Genomic DNA, 17,296 nt, shown 5'->3' with positions numbered 1-17,296 from the left:
TACTATCGTTTTTCAAATTTTATATGGTGTTGTGTTTTCATTTACAGGATCTCCGGCTTCGAGTGCGTTAAATCTTTTACAATTGCTCCAGCCTTTTATTCCGCGATTGCAAAATACATTCCGAACCAAAAATATTGGTTTGCCAAGATCTTCTATTTTATCCTGGTAAACCGGACATTCTCCTGCATATTTACACAGTTTTCCTAAGTGCATATTATAAATGTTTATAATAGATGTTCAAACTTTCAATGTTTCCCGAAATATTGGTATTATTCAGCAGCGTTCCTGTAAACTGATATCCCGATTTCAGAAAAGTTTTATTCATGCCGGGGGCTTTCAGCCGTGCCATTGTATACACGGTTTTTATATTGTTGTATTTCATTTCCTGCTCCATTTTTGTTAATAACCTGAACGCCAGGTTTTGACCCCGGTACTCCGGGAGTACGGCAAAGTCGGTCATTTCAGCATTTTTGTTGCTTATATCAACCTCAGCTGTCGAAACGCCAATTAGTTTACTACCTTCTTTTAAACCAAAATATTGCGTTTCTCCTTCGTCCATTGTCTCTAAAATGTATTTCGGATCATGAACAGGAAAAGGATAGGTCTCAAAAACCCTTGAGAATACTTCTGTGATTGCAGGAATATCTTCCGGACTTAATTTTTCGAGTTTATACTTTAATGAATGTTTGTATTTTAACTTTTTTGATTTCCCTGAATCTGAGTTGTGTAAAAGTTCGTGAAAATTTTTCAACTCATTTTTTGGAACTTTTTTTCGTTTGTCATCTTTAAACTTCGATACAAATAAACAATCCTGTTTGTTTTTGTAAAACCGCGGAACAAAAGCTTCAATCGAGAAGTCATTTGAAATAAAATCGGGCAGCGCTTCAGGTGGTATTTTTGCAAATATTTTAGAGTACCCGTTTTCTTCAGCCAGTTCTTCCATACCGGAGATAATCTCCGGCACGTTTTCAGGGTGAAGTTTCATTAAATAGATTCTGTTATTAAATTTTCCGTGGTGTATTGTCGATTTTCCTAATTTTTCAATTTTATCCTGCATCTTCTTCCCTTCGGTTATATCGTTCATTATTATCCGGAACCAATGAAATTGTTGAGTCTTCATCCGACAACAACTGTTCGATTCCTAAAGCTTTTTGTTCGTCTGCCTCATCAAGTTGTAAATCGAGATCACAATTATCGCAATCACGGTCGCAAAATTTAGATTCATATTTTTCCGGTTCTTTATAAGTGGTAATGATACCTTCGTAGTTTCGAAGCACCACTTTATTTGTCGACCAGGAAATGATATAGTTGGGCATTACCGGTATTTTCCCTCCGCCGCCAGGGGCATCAATAACATAGGTTGGAACAGCAAATCCCGTTGTATGACCGATGAGGCTTTCCAGAATTTCGATTCCTTTTCCGACCGGTGTGCGGAAATGCGACAAGCCTTCCGATAAATCACACTGATACATGTAATACGGGCGAACCCTGTTTTGTACCAATTTTTGAACAAGGTTTTTCATTATTCGCGGGCAATCGTTTACATTGGCCAGCAACACCGACTGGTTTCCAAGCGGGAATCCGGCATCGGCCAGTTTGGCCAGCGCTTCTTTTGACGATGATGTAATTTCTCTCGGATGATTAAAATGTGTATTTATCCATAACGGATGGTATTTTTTTAACACTTTTACAAGGTTGTCTGTAATTCTGTAGGGCAAAACTACGGGCATTCTTGTTCCTATGCGAACAATTTCTACATGTGGAATTGCAGTTATCTCCGAAAGCAACCAATCAATGTAATCGTCAGAAAGCATAAACGGGTCGCCGCCAGACAACAGCACATCCCTGATTTGAGGTGTGTTTCTGATGTATTCAATTCCTTTTAAAAGTTGTTGTTTGTTGGGGATTGAATCAACGTCACCCACTTTTCGTTTCCTTGTGCAGTGCCGGCAATACATAGAACAAATATTGCTGACATGGAAAAGTACCCTGTCCGGATAGCGGTGGGTAATACCTTCCACCGGGCTGTCACTATCTTCCGACAAGGGATCTTTTAAATCTGTTTTTAAAACGTTTAGCTCATCAACACTTGCAAAGGCCTGTTTGAAAACCGGGTCGTTTTCATAGTTTTTATTATCAATTAGTGAAAGATAGTAAGGCGTTATCGACAAGGGGAAACGTTCCAGCGTTGTTTTTAATCTTGCTTTTTCGTCTTCTGAAAAGTTTATACCCGTCAGAAGTTCAAATTTTCCAATGGATTGAATTGAGTTCTTTAGCTGCCATTTCCAGTCTTTCCAATTTGAAATGTTACTGTCCGGCTTAATTTTTTTTGCAATTTCTTGCTGTATATCATTAAATATATCCATAAAGATTGTTTCTGTGCGAACAAAAGTACTCAATATATTTGATCTGACAAAAGACAAACAGTCTGTGTTTTATTGTTGTTTTCGAATTAACTATTTGTTTTGTAGTGTTTTATATGTATATGTGCAGGGGTATTATGTTTTGAAGGAAGTTTATTATTTAAATCAATTATGTTTTGTAGAAACAATTTTTTATATTCTGTCTAAGGTATTTTCTTCCAGGTGATCTTCAATAGTCAGCATTGGAGAGGCTTCAATTTGTTCGATTTCCAGAAGATTAACAAGCAGTTCCAGGGTACCTTCCACATTTTTCAGTGTGTTCTCATCCAGTGTTTGCAACTTATTTGAAAGCTGTAAATGCAGGAGAGAAGGAATCTGTTTTAAAAGTTTTTCTCCTTTTGAAGTGAGTGCAATGGTAACGACTCTTTTGTCACCCGATTTTGGCAAGCGGGCTACCAACCCTTTGTTTTCAAGCCGGTTGATGATTCCACTTGTTGTACTTGAATTCAGGTGTAAAAATTTGCGCAAATCTCCCTGTGTAGTCTGGTAATTTTCCGATTCATTTAAATAATTCAAACTGAGAATTTGCGGAATACTAACGCCATATTCTTTTTGAATTTTTTTTGATTCCAAGTTGATGGAACGTACTATTTTCCTTATTTTAATTAGAATTTCAGTAGTATCCATAAAAGCATGTTTACCGGAAAGCAAAGGTAATATTTTATTTTTTTCTAATTCACTATAATAAAGTTCCTGTAGAACATTGATAAATTGATTTGCTGAAAAACTTTATCTTTATGTCTTATTCACAAAAAGAGTTAATTTTGAAACTATAATCAAACGAAAATCTGTTTAAAAATGAAATCTGGAAAATTGTCTTTTAGAAATTTAGTGATGGCTGGTATTCTGGCCTTTTCTTCACTGGCGATGTTCTCGTGCCAGCAGTCGGGTTCTGAAGATAGTAAATTTATTGGTTTACAATTGTATTCAGTTCGCGAAGCTATGAATTCCGATGTTGAAGGTACTGTTGCAAGAGTAGGCGAAATAGGTTACAAATTCGTCGAAGCCGCGGGTTATGGAGAAGGTAAATTTTACGGAATGGAACCGGTTGCTTTTAAGGAGTTGTGTGAAACAAATGGTTTGCAGTTTTTGGGCTCACATACCGGCCAGGATGTGCCTGACTCAACCAATTGGGAAAGTACGATGGCCTGGTGGGATGAATGTATTGCAGCACACAAATCAGCAGGTGTGAAATGGATTGTTCAGCCCTGGATGGGGGGTGTTGGCTATGAAAGTCTGGATGGATTAAAGCGGTACTGCGCTTATTTTGATGCCGTTGGTGAAAAGTGTAATGCTGCGGGAATTCGTTTTGGGTATCATAATCACGCCAAAGAGTTTACAACTGAGCTGGAAGGTAAACCTGTTTACGACTGGATGTTGGAATTAACAGATCCTGAAAAAGTGATGTTTCAGTTGGATTTGTACTGGATTATTGAAGGAGGGAAAGAACCTGTGGACTATTTTAATACCTACGCGGGAAGATTTGAATTGTGGCATATTAAAGACAAAGAGGAAGTTGGTGCCAGTGGGAACATTGATTTTGAATCGATATTTGCCGAAAAAGAAAAATCAGGATTTAAGTATGGTATTGTTGAAGTAGAAGAGTACAATTTTGAACCGATTATAAGCTGCCAGAAAAGTGTGGAGTGGTTAAATAGCCAGGATTATGTAAAAATGTAAAAATCTGTTTATATAAAAAAGGAAAGAGGTTGTCGGGATAGACAACCTCTTTTTGTTTTAAAACTTACCAAATTTACAGGTAAGCCCGAAATTCAGCCCTCGTAAAACGTCTTCGTCAGTATCGTATAAATCGATATTTGAAGTAAACCGATAACTTGCAGTTGCAGCAACTCTAAACCAGCGTGTAAGATTAAACTCCAGTTCCGCGGCAGGTTCAACTACAAAAAACAGGTCGTGATCGAGTTCATCAAAAGGATGAACGTCCCGGTAATCCCAGCCGTAGTCTTCAATCAGTGCAACTCCGCCAAGGCCAAAAAGAACAGGGAATGACAGGTGTACCGGCATTGTTCCTCCTACAATAGGTTCGATGAAAATACCTCCGTAACCTCCTGCCAGCGTGTAATCCAACGGATGGCTATCGTAATAGGTATGATAATCGAGGTTGTTTACAAAACCGTAACCTCCCAATCCAATCGCAAGCGAGTGATCAAAAATGAAAGCACCACGCCCCCCGGAAATAAAAGCATCTTTCCCGTCTATTTGTGTGTATCCGAACGTAATAGCCCCATAACCACCATTGCTTTTATTTTTTGAAAAGATGGTTTGTACTTCGTCGTCGCTTTTAAAAATGTTTTGAGCATTGACATAGCTTACCCCGACTGCCATAATAAGCAGTAAAATTATTTTTTTCATGGCTAATAAAAATTAATTGTTGTTTGTTAACTGTTATGTTTCTTGTCTGTTTTGTTTGAACGTATTAAAAAAGATATTTGATGGTAAAAGCAAAATCAAAGAGTTGCAGGTCAAATGTTTCACGGCCAAACAACTCAAAATATGGTTTTACTTCCAGGCCTACTGACAAAGGAATTTCGTAAAAGACATATTCCAGGCCGGCCAGCCCGTCCATTCCTGCGATAACCGATGTTTTCTTTGAATACCAACGTGTGGTGTAATCATAATGTACCACATCCCAGGTTTCATAACCTGCATGAATTCCGGCACCATAGAAGAAAACCAGTTGTTCTGAAAAATCAAAAAGATCGTAGCGGTGAAATTCTTTTAGTGCATGCAACTGTAATCCACGGTCGCGTGTACTTAATAAAATTTTGTAAGAATTTACATCGTCGGTGTAAAACCGATACTCAAAACCCGGTGAAAGTCCTCCCCGGATACCCACTGCATGTCCATAGCCCTGCGCATTTGAAAAAATGGAGGGAAGGGTGAAAGCCAATAGTATTAAAATTCGTCTCATAAGTAGCTGAATTCAAAATGAATATTTGTTAATTATATGGTATAACGTTTCCCGAGCCGGAAATATGTTTTTCAATGCTGGGATTTCCGTAATAAAAAACACTTCCGCTGCCCGAAATCGATGCTTTCAGATAATTATCTACATTTACCCACATGTTTCCTGAACCTGAAATGGTAGCTTCGCAGTTTCGCAGCGACAAGTCATTTGCATTAATTTTCCCGGATCCACTTACAAGAAAATCGCCAAAATTTGAACTGCCGGAAAGATCTAGATTTCCTGAACCTGAAATTACTGCGTCAAGGTTTAAGGCATCCATCGCTGTTTCTATTCTTCCCGAGCCTGAAATCGCTACCTTCATGTCATTTGTAATAAAATAGTCGGTTGTAATAACACCTGACCCGCTTTGGGTTATTCCTTCAATATACGGAGTTGTTATGTAAACTTCCATAGGCAAGCGGTTTTTTACATTGTGAAGTCCGCGGATATAAATGCGAAGTTTGTTTCTGCTTACATTGGTTTCAATGTATGGGAGGATGTTTGATTCTGCATTTACTACTACTTCAAATTCATCACCGTTGGTAATGTGAACATCAAATTCTCCTTCTGACTGAACTTTGTTAAAATCGAGGGTGATTCTGCCTTCCGTGGCCGGTATTCCATTGCCGCTGATCGTAAAATCGTCGATACAGCTTGTTGCTCCAAATAAAATAATAACGGAACAAAAAAATAAAAGTTTAATTGTTTTCATGACTTTAAAAAATTTGTTTTCTGTTAATTGTTTGTCTTTCTATTTCTAAGAGACAAGAGCTTTTTCGAAGGGTTGCAAAAAGTGTGCAAAAAAGTTAATTTTTTTCCCGGGAAGTTATTTTTTCTTAATCAGAGAATATGTTGAGCTCTCCGGAGGTGGCATTAATAAACAGTTTTGTATTGGTATTCGTGTTTTGGTTGTACGAACCTTTTAATTCGATTTTATTCTCTTTTTCATCCAGAACATTTTCTTCTTCGATATTCATTTCACGGCATAAATCGAGTTCTGTTTTGGTATGGGTAATTTCAAAACCAAAATTAGCATCCGGCGGAAAATAAAGGTTTATATCCGTCGAGCGCGATTCAATAAAAATGTTACTAAAGTCGGGATTTGTTTTTTCAACATCTATGTCGCCATATTCGGTTCGGAGGGTTGCACGATCGTTTAGTTCATTTATTCTGAAGTTAGAAAAGCTTCCTTCGGCATCAATTAAATCAGCCAGGCGAATACGGAATTTGTCTCTTCTTGAATCGGCCTCGAGTTCTTTTATTTCCAGAATTTCATATGTTGTTGACTTACTTATAATACGTAAGGATTCGGCTTTTCTCAGATATAAGTCGCTGTAATTACAGTCCAGCCTTCCATTTTGCATCTGGTTTATGGTGGCGTCGGCAAAATTCAGGGTTAGATCGAGCCGGCCATTAAAATCGTGCGACTTAAGGTTTCCGTTTGACAGGTCTATTTCCACTTCCCCGGAGTAATCGCCTATAAAAATATCACCAAATTTATTTTCTATTTTTAATTCATTTGTTTTTGGTAGCCAAACCGTGTAATTGATTTCCATGTTGCCATCGGTTTGAAGGAGTGTTTCTTTAAATTTCAAAAATTCTTTTTCAAGTGCGCTTCGGTTTTCTCCAACCGAGGTTCTGAAAATCAAAAAGTGCTGGTTGTCTGTAATGTCAAATTTTATTTCATCCATTGATTTTTCCAGCCTCGATAACTTTTTTTCTTCAACTCGGATATCAATGTTGATTACAACTGAATCTTTTTCCCAGGTGTTCAACTCAATTTTTCCATATTTATTGGCGATTTCAATCCGGGTTTCCGGTGAAACTTTAAAATGTTTTGAAATTTCCTTTGTTTCAGTGAACTGTGCGAAAACCGAGACAGGGATCATCCAGCACCAAAAAACTGTGGCCAATATTATTTTCAGTTGTTTCATTTTCTTGTTTTCAATTTAACAATTTATTTGCTCCAAAACTTCATCAACCAGTTTTAGGCGAGTGCGGTTATTGTCTATCATCGCTTCAATTACTGCTTTGTTTGAAATATTTTCTCTCAAATCGCCTTTTAATTCATTATACATCTGTTCCAGTTCGGTTAAATCGGTTTCGATTTCGCTTTTTAACTCTGGATTGGTGTAGTAACATTTTTTAATTTCCTTTAGTTTGCCGTTGACCTGATGAGCATAATATGCCTCGGCCTCTACAAGTTCACGTAATTCAGGATCTTTTATCTTCCGTGCATAATTTCCCTGTGTAAAAATATTTGTTCTGTACAGAGTGACTGTAAATATAACTGCCAAAACAAGTACAGCAGCAACACGGAGCAAGGGAGTATTCAACCGTCTGATTTTTGGTTGACGTCTGGCCTGGTTTATATTTTCCCAAACTTTTGCCGATGGTTCGAACTGGTCGAACTCCTCGCGGTTGTTTCTCACAAATTCTTCCAAACGATCTGTTTTCATAATCCCCGGGATTTTTGTTCTTTCAATATTTCAATAATGCGTCGCTTTGCTCTCATAAACTGGCTTTTTGAGGTCGATTCCGTAATGCGCATAATCTGAGCAATTTCGGTGTGATCGTATCCTTCCAGTAAATACAGCGAGAAAACCATTCGCCCTCCTTCAGGTAACAATTCCATCGCCCTGGTGATATTTGCGACCGTAAATTGTACTTCTGTTTCTTCCTCCTCTTCGGGTTTGTCATAATGATAGATTTCTTCGCAATACGTTAGTTCCACTTTTTTTTTGTTTATCGCGTTTAAACACGTGTTAACTACAATTCTTTTCAACCATGTTCCAAAACTCGATTCCCATCGGAACGATTCTATTTTCATGAAGGCCTGCGTAAAAGCTTCCTGTAACATGTCTTCAGCTTCTTCGCGGTTGTTCATTATTCTGTAACACACATTAAACATAGCCTTCGAATACAATTGGTAGAGCTCGTACCTGGCTTTGTCTTTGCCTTTTTTACAGGCTTCAACAATACTTTTATGTATTTGCTCTTTTGGTCCCAATTTTATTTCTTTCAATTATAACGACAAGGAAAAGTAAAAAGGGTTGCAATTTACTACATCGTTGTTTGAATTAATTTTTCGATATCTTTTTCTGAGTAGTCGGGAACGGCGCCGGGTTGTGATGCAACAAAAGCACCTGTGGCGCAGGCGTATTCCAGTGATTTTTCCGGTGAATAGTTTTTTTCGAGGTTGGCAACCAAACTTGCGAGGAAAGAGTCGCCGGCACCAACGGTGTCTGCGGCGGTTACCTTAAATCCAGGGTGTTCAAAAATGGTGTTGTTTATAAATAGCAGGGCTCCATTGGCTCCGCGGGTAACACAAATATCGGGGCATTCATAAAATTCGGAAACCCATTGGGTTAGCTTGGTTAATTTTCCTGATTTGTTATGCCAGGAAGCAATTTTTACCAATTCTTCGTCATTTAGTTTAACAAAGTCGGATAGTTTTAGAAATGTTTCAACGATTTCACGATCATCGAACGGAGGTCGTAAATTAACATCAAATAAGCGTTTGGCGTCGGAGTTTTTTAACAGTTGAATTAATGTATTTTTTGTTACTTCTGTTCGGGAGGCCAGAGAACCAAAAATAACAATTTCAGCATTTGAAACCAGTTTTTCTGTTTCGACATTGGAATTTATATTGTCCCATGCAACCGGCTTACATATTTCATAGGTCGCATTTTTATTTTCGTCCAGATGAACAAGCACTTTACTTGTAGGTAACTCCTTGTCGATAGCGATATAATTACTATTCAACCCCGATTTTTCAAGAAAGCGGATCAGTGCTTTACCTTCCTCGTCATCTCCTGTTTTGCTGATTATTGCGGGATTTTGTCCCTGCTTTTTCAAATGGATAGCTACATTCATAGGTGCACCACCGGGTTTGGCTCCTGATAGAAGCATATCCCAGAGTACTTCGCCAAAACATACGATGTTTTCAGTTTGATTTTTTTGCATAGTTCAAGTATTTTTTCAAAAATAGTTTTTTGTATATTGCTTTCCGATTTATTTTTGATTTTTTGAATTGTAAAAAGAATAAAATATTATATTTGCAACCGCAAAAATAAATGGTGGTTGTAGTTCAGTTGGTTAGAACGCTGGATTGTGGTTCCAGAGGTCGCCGGTTCAAATCCGGTCTACCACCCAAAAAAGTCCCGGTATTTCCGGGACTTTTTTATTTTTACAGAATGCAACTTACCGGAATTATATTAGCAGGCGGAAAAAGCAGCCGAATGGGAAAGGATAAGGCACTACTTGAACTCAAAGAGCAAACTCTTTTGCAGCGCGCTATTCATTTTTGTCAATCTTTTTGCGATGAGATTCTGATTAGTTCAAACTCATTGGAACATGAAGTTGAGGGAATTCAGATTGTTTCCGATGAAATAAGTGATTGTGGCCCGATTGGAGGAATTTATTCCTGTTTGAAAAAGTCAAAAAATGATTGGAATTTTGTAATCAGCGTTGATGCACCTTTTGTTGAAATGGATTTTGTTTCATTTTTGGTTGCTCAGAAAGATAGTTTTGATGCAGTGGTTCCTGTTCACAAAAATGGGAGAGAGCCGTTAATAGCATTATATCACAAAAAACTATTGCCGGTAATTGAGACTCGATTGATTACAGGTGATTATAAAATGCAGTTTCTGCTTCAAAAAGTACACACTAACTACATAGATGCTAAAGGTTGGATTAAAAAATATCCACGTTTATTTTTTAATATAAATTACCCGGAGGATTTAAAAACAGAGAAAGAGAATTAAACAACTATTTTTTCTAACCAAATTCCGATATATTTTTCAGGCGCTTTTTATCCGCAATTAAAATATCTTTCCCAAAAATTTTAATGATTTTGTCTTTTCTGAATTCTGATAATGAGCGGATAACATTTTCAGTAGTCATGCCAATGTATTCTGCAATTTCACGTCTCGAAACCGGAAGTTCAAACTCATCCCGCTCATAAATATAATTTGAAAAATAGAGAAGGACATGTGCAACTCTGCCTTTTAAATTCTTTCTTCTTATTTCAAGATTTTCTATAATGATTTTATCTGTTGCTTCACTAATGCGCGTCATCAAATCCATGGTGAACATCGCATTTTGTTGCGCATGATTTTTTACAACATTCAAATCTAAAAGACAAACTACAGAGTCTTCAACAGCGGTTACCGAATACCTGTAGTAGTCGGCAGAAAAGATGCTTAATAAACTTACAAAGTCAAAAGGTTTTGAGAAGCTGAGTATTTGTTCTTTCTCATGCGGAGAGTTTTTTGAAAGTTTAACCAGCCCCTCTTTCATATACAAAAATTCGTCAATCCTGTCACCCTCTTTGATTATCAATTCGCCTTTTGAGTATGTTTTTTCTTCTTTTATCTCACATATATCTGTTAACTCGTTTACGGTTACGTGAGAAAAAAATAGAGTTTTTAACTGACATTGTTCACAACTACACTTTACGGAGCCCTTCATCATGATATTTTCGCACCTTTTAATCCTCTAAAATACCAAAAACTTATGATATTTATTATACTGTGATAATTATCATATCGAGAAAAAATTCTTTATTCGGGTCTTCACTTAATTTTATTTTCGAATTAGCAAATCAAAGGTTTTAAATAATGAAAAAAATAGTAATACTTGGCGCCGGAACTGCCGGAACTATGATGGCAAATAAATTGCGCAGGGCGCTCGACAAAGAAGAATGGAAGATTACAATTGTAGATCAGTTTAAAACACATTATTACCAACCCGGTTTTCTATTTATACCGTTTGGTATTTATAACAAAGAAGATGTTGTTAAACCAAAATCAGATTTTATCCCTTCAGGAGTAGAAGTGATTTATTCCGAAATTGATAAGATTGAAGCGAAAGAAAATCGTGTTGTATTGGATGGGGGTAAGATTTTAAATTATAATTATTTAATTGTTGCTACCGGAACAAAAACTTTCCCTGATGAGACTCCCGGATTAAAAGATAAACTTTGGTATAAGGAGATTTTTGATTTTTATACGGTTGAAGGAGCAGTTGCACTCCGCCGATTTTTTAAAGATTGGGAAGGCGGAAGACTGGTGATGGCGATTACGGAACTTCCGTACAAATGCCCGGTTGCACCACTTGAATTTGTTTTCCTGGCTGACGCTTATTTTACTGAAATTGGTATCCGGGAAAAAGTAGATATTTCGTACGTAACTCCAATGCCCGGAGCATTTACAAAACCAATTGCAACTAAAATGCTTTCGGAACTGCTGGAAGAAAAGAACATAAAAGTAATTCCTGATTTTTATATCGAACGTGTTGACAATGAGGAGAAAAAATTGGTTTCGTATGACGAGCAGGAGGTTCCGTTTGACGTGTTAACTGTTGTTCCCGTAAACATGGGCGACGCTATGATTGAACGCAGTGGTTTGGGCGACGATATGAATTTTGTCCCCACTAATAAAGAAACTTTACAATCACTGGCTCACGAAAATATTTTTGTACTTGGCGATGCATCAAATATCCCGACTTCAAAAGCCGGATCAGTAGCTCATTTTGCCGCCGAAATTCTTTTTGAAAATTTAATGAGTGCTATCGAGGGGCGTCCGCTTCATGCAAAATTTGACGGACATGCTAACTGTTACATTGAAACAGGAAATGGAAAAGGTGCACTAATCGATTTTAATTATGAAACAGAACCACTTCCCGGGACATTTCCTTTGCCGGGAGTAGGCCCGTTTGGTTTGTTGAAAAACACTAAAATAAATCATTATGGTAAAGTAATGTTCCGCTGGATTTACTGGCATATTCTTTTAAAAGGGAAAGAGCTGCCGGTTGAACCGTTAATGACAATGGCGGGAAAAAAGAAAGTAGGCTAAAAAGAAAGGAGTTTAAAAATGGAAGAAAAAGCATTACAAACTCAGGTAGCGGAACTAAACCGGAAAGTAGATCTTTTATTGGAATACGTGAATCAGCAGCGATTAAAAACCAATCAGCTGGAGGATTTAGTATCGGATATGTCCATCGTTGGAAAGGACATATACGATACAGCTGTTGAGGAACTCGATAACAGGATGGTCAACTTCGATCTGGATCAGGTAAAAGGACTGGTCTTGCGCATTTTAAGGAATGTCGGGAATATGAATAATTTCCTCGAAATGTTTGAAAGTGTTACTGATCTGATGAAAGATGCAGGCCCGATTTTCAATGAGGTTGTTATCGATTTTACCAAAAAACTGAATGAGCTCGATCAAAAAGGATATTTTGAATTCTTTGCCGAGACCGGAAAGATATTCGATAATATCATTTCGCATTACTCGCCAAGTGATGTAAAAGAACTTGCAGATAATGTGGTTACCATTATGGAAACTGTGCGTTCTGCTACTCAACCTGAAATGATGACAGCCCTGAATAACGGTTTGAAAATCTACGGGAGTATGGAAATGGAAAATGTGCCGGAATATTCCATTCTCAAAGTGATGCGGGAATTGAATAAACCGGAAATGAAACGTGGCCTGGGATTCTTTGTAACATTTATAAAGAATATGGCAGCTGAAACAAATAAAAATTAAAGTTATGGCAGAAAAAACATTAGCAGGTAAAACTGTAGAAGTAACCGGAGAAGGTTATTTGGTTAATAAAGAAGATTGGTCAAAAGAAATCGCCGCTGAACTGGCAAAGGAAGATGGAATTGATTTGACCGAAAAACACTACGAAGTGCTCGATTATTTAAGAAAAGAGCAGGCAGCAGGAACTACACTTACAATTCGAAAAGTTGGAAAGTCTGGAATTACTGATATTAAAGGTTTATATCAGTTATTTCCCGGGGGACCTCTGAAACTTTCATCAAAATATGCAGGAATTCCTAAACCTGCAAGTTGCGTGTAAACCAAAAATTTCAGAAATTATGACTGAAGGTAAAGAAACACCATTAAAAAAGGTTTTGATTATTGTAGCCAAAGCCAATATCGAAGATGTTTATGCCGGTTTGATTATGGCCAATGGAGCCGTAATGGAAGGAATTGAAGCAAAACTGTTTTTTACTTTTTTTGGACTCGATGCGATTACCAAAAAACAGATGAATAAACTACATACAGCAACAGTTGGAAATCCGGGAATGAGAATGCCAAACGGTTGGCAGTTTCCTACACTTTTGGGAGCTTTACCGGGAGTTGAAGCAGGTGTGTCTGCGATGATGAAAAAGCAAATGGATGAACTGGATATTCCACCTGTTGATGAATTTCTGGATATGATTACCGCTGGAGGTGGTGAAATATACGCATGTAAATTGGCTGCGGAGATGTTTAAATTGACGATGGATGATTTTAATGAAAATGTAAAAGCAATAATTACAGTTGGCGATTTGTATGCCATGTCAGCAGGAGAGGGTACTCAAATTATTTTTACTTAGTTGTGGTTGATCTAACGAGAGAAAAGCGTCACCGGTTTCTTGGTGGCGTTTTTTTATTTCCATTCAGGAAGGACACACTCACTGCTAATGGTTTTTATGACTTTGCTGAAGTGGTTTAAACTTTCTTTCATTACCGTTGAGTTTTCATCATGACAGGTCAGACACGCTCCAACAGTAAGAATTTTTTTTTGTTGCTCTACACTAAAAGGAAATACGTTTGAACGGGTTGAAACTTTGCCTTCGCGTGTTTTGAGGAAATCAACCCATGCATCCGCCGGAAGTCCATCTTCAATATTTTCATATTTGGCATTAAAAAGCCATTTCCCTTTGGCGTTTTTTATTTCGTATTTTAATTCACCCTCTCCGTAGCCCAAAGCAATCGGATCATTGTGGCAGCTCATGCAGCTTCTTCCTTTTGCCGACGTTGTATGTGGCGCTGCAGGTGCGTAGAGTCGGTGAAAAATATCCGCATCGTTTTCATTTTTCGAGAATGATTTTTTATCAATCGTCAGAATCATACCCGGAAGTACGGGAATTACTTCTGTTTTGTTCTCTGTTTTACGAATTCCCAGGGTTGGTTGCTGCGCTTTGTATTCTCCAATATATTCCACCCAACCGCCTTTTTGTTCCTGGTTTTTTATCATGTTGTAGGCGCGCTCGTTTTCGTCAAAAGAGTTATGGCAACCAATACAAGTTGGCGCCCACGAAGTATGACAACTGGAACAGGAAAGGCTGGAATGAGCATTGTCTCGTGTACAGGCAGCAGCCGGCGATTTCATAGTCATCTTTTTTCCGCTGTTTTTGGTGAGAAAATAAATCGAGTCATTTTCAACAAAAGTGTTGATTAGTGCCCGATTGTGTTTTTCTGTAACAAGAAATTTTCGTTCAGAAATATTTCCAAAACGGAGTGCTGCGATGATGGCAGATTCATTGTCAAGGTCTTCAGCAGAAATGATTTTGGGTTGCCCTGCAATATGGCAATCGGAACACTGAACATCTTGTTGGTCTTCCTGGTGCGCATAATGATTTCCGTCGCCCATAACTTCGTATGAATGATGGCAATCAATACATTCCAATCCCAGTTGATGATGAACGTCTTCCTGCTTTTTGATAAAAACACGGCTTTCTTCTATTAGCCGGTAGTTGCTGCTGTCTGGCATTTCAGAAGCCAACAAAGTGGTTTCGTGCCAGCCTTCGTAACTGGTTGAAATTCGTCCGGAACGACTGTGGCACCCAAAACAATGACTATTGGTAATTTTTAAACTAATTTCCGGGTGGGCATTGATTAAATCTCCGGTATTTTGTGCCAGAGCTTTTTCTGCTTCTTCGCTGTAATTTAAATGGCAGGCTAAACATCCACCTCCGCGGCTCGCTTCAGTAATTGGCCCGTATACTGTTTTGGGATTTCCTAAATGACAACGAACACACAAATTTTTAAGGTGTTCATCGGCGGCTGAGTTTCCCAAACTATGTACATCAGTTAAAATATCCGGATTGTCTTGCTCATTAAAAACAAAACGGTCAACACTAATCATTCCGCTAAGTGTTGCCATTAATCCGGTCGGAACTCGTTCCACAATTTCCGGATGGCACTGCGTTGTTCCGCAAGATTGTTGTGCGGTGTTTAAGTTGCCGGGAATTAAAATCATATTTCGGTGCGACTGCTTCTTTCCCGTAGCAAAAGGATTTCCTCCATGACAGGAAAAACAACCGATTGCCTCCGGAGAATGTGAATCGGTAAAGCCATGCGTGTTGGGGTGGCAGGCCAGGCAGCTTTCTTTTCTTCCCTGAATTATCGGTGAAGAAATGGCTTCCGGAATAGTATAGTCTGGAGAAAATTTAACTTTTGGTGTTTTGAAATTGTGTAAAACGCTGTATGAATATTCGTTGTTCCAGGGCGTTTCCCACTTCCAGCTTTCTCCTCTGAAAAACAATCCTATGATAGTAAGAATTCCATAGAAAGCAGAAAATATAAGCAATGTTCTTTTGCTAAGAAACATTGTTTTTCCTTTCGCAGAATTCACGAAATAAATCAAAATCAAAACTCCGAGAAAAAGGAGTAATGACCATTCCGGGTATTTTAACCAGTGCAAAATTTCCTGAAAACCTACAAAATACCATGGGCCTTTTACGGCAGGATTTAAATTGTCGTGTAAGGGCGCACTTAACAAATAGCTGATTCCCAGAATTCCAATAAATGAAAGGATAAAATCGGAAATGGGAGGCCAGTATTTCCGGCTGTGTTCAACCATTACAATGGCAATAAAAATGGTAAAAGTGGCAATATGATGAACATAAATTAACTGATAGCTTTCTGAATCTCCAAGAAGTGAGTAAGCCAACGATTTCCCAATCAGCGGAATTCGTTCCGACAGGGTTTGCAGGATTTGACGGGCTTGCTCACTGTCGGCGTCTCCTTTTAAAAGAAAGCCCGAAATCATCGCCAGAAAAATAATCAGAACTGCAAGGCTTAGTCGGAAGGCCATTCCCTTTTTTAAGCCGACTTTTTGTTTATAATGAAAATGATCATACAAATGAATGAGGCTGAAAACGAGAAAAAACTGAGAACTCCAATAGTGAAAATTTCGAATAAGCGATGCCCACGGATTGCTCACCATCATATTGCTGATGCTCAAATAAGGCGATTTTACATCAAAAGGAATGGCCAGAAAAACACCGGAAACAGCCACCAGCCAAAACATTGCCAGCGCCAGTGTTCCAAATGTTGTTTTATTTTTTTTCTTTACCATCTATCCTTTGATTAATATATTCTTCCCTTCATCGGTAATTTCCGAAGGAACAATCCGAAGATTTTTATATGCCGGTCCTTTTAAAACACTTCCATTCAAATCATATTCGGAACCGTGACACGGGCATACCAAACGCCCGTTTTCCTGCTTGTCGATTCTGCATCCCAAGTGCGTGCAATGCGATGACAATACAGTGGTTTTATTTTCCTGATTTACTATTATATAATTGTCGTAAAAAGAAATCGCTTTGTTTTTATTGAAGGGCAACGTTTTTTCTCTCTCCCCACTTATTTCAATGTGGTTTAGCGTGAGTTTATTCCAAATAAATATAAAAAACGCGATAATTCCCCCGCCGATTATATGCAGAAACGTCCTTCTGTTTTTTATTCCCATTTGAGATTTCTTTCAGGCAAATGTAATAAAATGGAGAAATTAAAAAATGCTCAAAAAACGATGACTCCGGCTTTAAATCTACAATTATTAGCTAATTATGTTTTATAGCATGCAGTTTATAATAAGGAATTGAACTTTTGCTATTCTGTTTAGTTGATTTTTTAAATTAAGTTTAAGAACTTATGTTTTTTATTATACGGATCGTCTTTTATAGTTTATTCTAATAATGTAAATATCTAAATAATTAAAATATTGTTTCTGAACGGATTGTGAAATTGGATTTTTTGGTCTTTTTTTATTTTATTTAATTTGAAAATGATGGAATTCAACTTGCTTATTTTTAACGCTTTCAAATAGGAATGGCAAGTCGGGG

Annotated in this window: 20 protein-coding genes and 1 tRNA gene; 7 read left to right on the top strand and 14 right to left on the bottom strand. The window is 37.8% G+C overall.

Annotation, left to right across the window (positions count from 1 at the left end; all coding sequences use genetic code 11):
• Nucleotides 1-12: 12 nt before the first annotated feature.
• The 4 genes from GM418_RS06360 to GM418_RS06345 all read right to left on the bottom strand — a co-directional run bounded on the left by GM418_RS06360 (nucleotide 13) and on the right by GM418_RS06345 (nucleotide 3,050).
• Complete coding sequence (locus tag GM418_RS06360; protein WP_158864279.1) at nucleotides 13-213, bottom strand: hypothetical protein; 201 nt, start codon at nucleotides 211-213, stop codon at nucleotides 13-15.
• A 1-nt stretch (nucleotide 214) separates the two neighbouring features.
• Nucleotides 215-1,084 carry a putative beta-lysine N-acetyltransferase gene (gene ablB / locus GM418_RS06355; RefSeq protein WP_158864277.1) on the bottom strand — a complete coding sequence of 290 codons (870 nt, stop codon included), beginning with the start codon at nucleotides 1,082-1,084 and terminating at the stop codon, nucleotides 215-217.
• Complete coding sequence (kamA, locus tag GM418_RS06350) at nucleotides 1,047-2,366, bottom strand: lysine 2,3-aminomutase (RefSeq protein WP_158864275.1); 1,320 nt, start codon at nucleotides 2,364-2,366, stop codon at nucleotides 1,047-1,049. Before kamA ends, ablB begins: the two co-directional genes overlap by 38 nt.
• Nucleotides 2,367-2,555: 189 nt before the next feature.
• A complete protein-coding gene (locus GM418_RS06345) occupies nucleotides 2,556-3,050 on the bottom strand; it encodes a MarR family winged helix-turn-helix transcriptional regulator (RefSeq protein WP_158864273.1) in 495 nt (164 codons plus the stop codon).
• A 171-nt stretch (nucleotides 3,051-3,221) separates the two neighbouring features.
• Here GM418_RS06345 and GM418_RS06340 point away from each other — a divergent pair, with 171 nt between their 5' ends.
• Complete coding sequence (locus GM418_RS06340; protein WP_246222819.1) at nucleotides 3,222-4,103, top strand: sugar phosphate isomerase/epimerase family protein; 882 nt, start codon at nucleotides 3,222-3,224, stop codon at nucleotides 4,101-4,103.
• Nucleotides 4,104-4,160: 57 nt separating this feature from the next.
• Here the strand turns inward: GM418_RS06340 and GM418_RS06335 are convergent, their stop codons facing one another.
• The 7 genes from GM418_RS06335 to GM418_RS06305 form a co-directional block, all read right to left on the bottom strand.
• Nucleotides 4,161-4,796, bottom strand: a complete 636-nt coding sequence (locus tag GM418_RS06335; protein WP_158864271.1) for a hypothetical protein — start codon at nucleotides 4,794-4,796, stop codon at nucleotides 4,161-4,163.
• 64 nt (nucleotides 4,797-4,860) lie between these two features.
• Entirely contained in the window at nucleotides 4,861-5,355 is a 495-nt protein-coding gene (locus GM418_RS06330; RefSeq protein WP_158864269.1) for a hypothetical protein, read from the bottom strand.
• 28 nt (nucleotides 5,356-5,383) lie between these two features.
• On the bottom strand, nucleotides 5,384-6,103 hold the full coding sequence (locus tag GM418_RS06325; protein WP_158864267.1) for a head GIN domain-containing protein: 720 nt from the start codon (nucleotides 6,101-6,103) through the stop codon (nucleotides 5,384-5,386).
• A gap of 124 nt (nucleotides 6,104-6,227) precedes the next feature.
• Nucleotides 6,228-7,325: a DUF4097 family beta strand repeat-containing protein gene (locus GM418_RS06320; RefSeq protein ID WP_158864265.1), complete on the bottom strand. Its 1,098-nt coding sequence runs from the start codon at nucleotides 7,323-7,325 to the stop codon at nucleotides 6,228-6,230.
• A gap of 15 nt (nucleotides 7,326-7,340) precedes the next feature.
• Entirely contained in the window at nucleotides 7,341-7,850 is a 510-nt protein-coding gene (locus tag GM418_RS06315; RefSeq protein WP_158864263.1) for a hypothetical protein, read from the bottom strand.
• Complete coding sequence (locus tag GM418_RS06310; protein ID WP_217447717.1) at nucleotides 7,847-8,416, bottom strand: RNA polymerase sigma factor; 570 nt, start codon at nucleotides 8,414-8,416, stop codon at nucleotides 7,847-7,849. Before GM418_RS06310 ends, GM418_RS06315 begins: the two co-directional genes overlap by 4 nt.
• Before the next feature lie 38 nt (nucleotides 8,417-8,454).
• Entirely contained in the window at nucleotides 8,455-9,357 is a 903-nt protein-coding gene (locus tag GM418_RS06305) for a carbohydrate kinase family protein (protein WP_158864261.1), read from the bottom strand.
• A gap of 112 nt (nucleotides 9,358-9,469) precedes the next feature.
• Between GM418_RS06305 and GM418_RS06300 the strand changes: the two genes are divergently transcribed.
• Nucleotides 9,470-9,545 (top strand) — tRNA-His (locus tag GM418_RS06300).
• A gap of 42 nt (nucleotides 9,546-9,587) precedes the next feature.
• The gene (locus GM418_RS06295) at nucleotides 9,588-10,157 is read left to right on the top strand and encodes a molybdenum cofactor guanylyltransferase (protein WP_281350284.1); all 570 of its coding nucleotides are present in this window, start codon (nucleotides 9,588-9,590) and stop codon (nucleotides 10,155-10,157) included.
• 13 nt (nucleotides 10,158-10,170) lie between these two features.
• On the opposite strand, the gene GM418_RS06290 is transcribed toward GM418_RS06295, so the two are convergent.
• Nucleotides 10,171-10,866: a Crp/Fnr family transcriptional regulator gene (locus tag GM418_RS06290; RefSeq protein WP_158864257.1), complete on the bottom strand. Its 696-nt coding sequence runs from the start codon at nucleotides 10,864-10,866 to the stop codon at nucleotides 10,171-10,173.
• A 146-nt stretch (nucleotides 10,867-11,012) separates the two neighbouring features.
• Here GM418_RS06290 and sqr point away from each other — a divergent pair, with 146 nt between their 5' ends.
• From sqr to GM418_RS06270, 4 genes are read left to right on the top strand one after another with little or no spacing between them, the layout of a single operon-like run.
• Nucleotides 11,013-12,248, top strand: a complete 1,236-nt coding sequence (sqr, locus tag GM418_RS06285; protein WP_158864255.1) for a type III sulfide quinone reductase, selenoprotein subtype — start codon at nucleotides 11,013-11,015, stop codon at nucleotides 12,246-12,248.
• Between the two features lie 18 nt (nucleotides 12,249-12,266).
• Nucleotides 12,267-12,941: a helical membrane plugin domain-containing protein gene (locus tag GM418_RS06280; RefSeq protein WP_158864253.1), complete on the top strand. Its 675-nt coding sequence runs from the start codon at nucleotides 12,267-12,269 to the stop codon at nucleotides 12,939-12,941.
• 4 nt (nucleotides 12,942-12,945) lie between these two features.
• Complete coding sequence (locus tag GM418_RS06275; protein WP_158864251.1) at nucleotides 12,946-13,257, top strand: TusE/DsrC/DsvC family sulfur relay protein; 312 nt, start codon at nucleotides 12,946-12,948, stop codon at nucleotides 13,255-13,257.
• 19 nt (nucleotides 13,258-13,276) lie between these two features.
• Nucleotides 13,277-13,780, top strand: coding sequence for a DsrE/DsrF/DrsH-like family protein (locus GM418_RS06270; RefSeq protein ID WP_158864249.1), 504 nt, complete (start codon nucleotides 13,277-13,279; stop codon nucleotides 13,778-13,780).
• A gap of 53 nt (nucleotides 13,781-13,833) precedes the next feature.
• On the opposite strand, the gene GM418_RS06265 is transcribed toward GM418_RS06270, so the two are convergent.
• Nucleotides 13,834-16,530 carry a cytochrome b family protein gene (locus GM418_RS06265; RefSeq protein WP_158864247.1) on the bottom strand — a complete coding sequence of 899 codons (2,697 nt, stop codon included), beginning with the start codon at nucleotides 16,528-16,530 and terminating at the stop codon, nucleotides 13,834-13,836.
• Nucleotides 16,531-16,923, bottom strand: coding sequence for a QcrA and Rieske domain-containing protein (locus tag GM418_RS06260; protein WP_158864245.1), 393 nt, complete (start codon nucleotides 16,921-16,923; stop codon nucleotides 16,531-16,533).
• Nucleotides 16,924-17,296: the final 373 nt, after the last annotated feature.

It is taken from the genome of Maribellus comscasis (assembly GCF_009762775.1).
Classification (GTDB): domain Bacteria; phylum Bacteroidota; class Bacteroidia; order Bacteroidales; family Prolixibacteraceae; genus Draconibacterium; species Draconibacterium comscasis.
The sequence above is the reverse complement of the archived record's forward strand: the minus strand, read 5'-3'. Positions and strand labels throughout refer to the sequence as shown.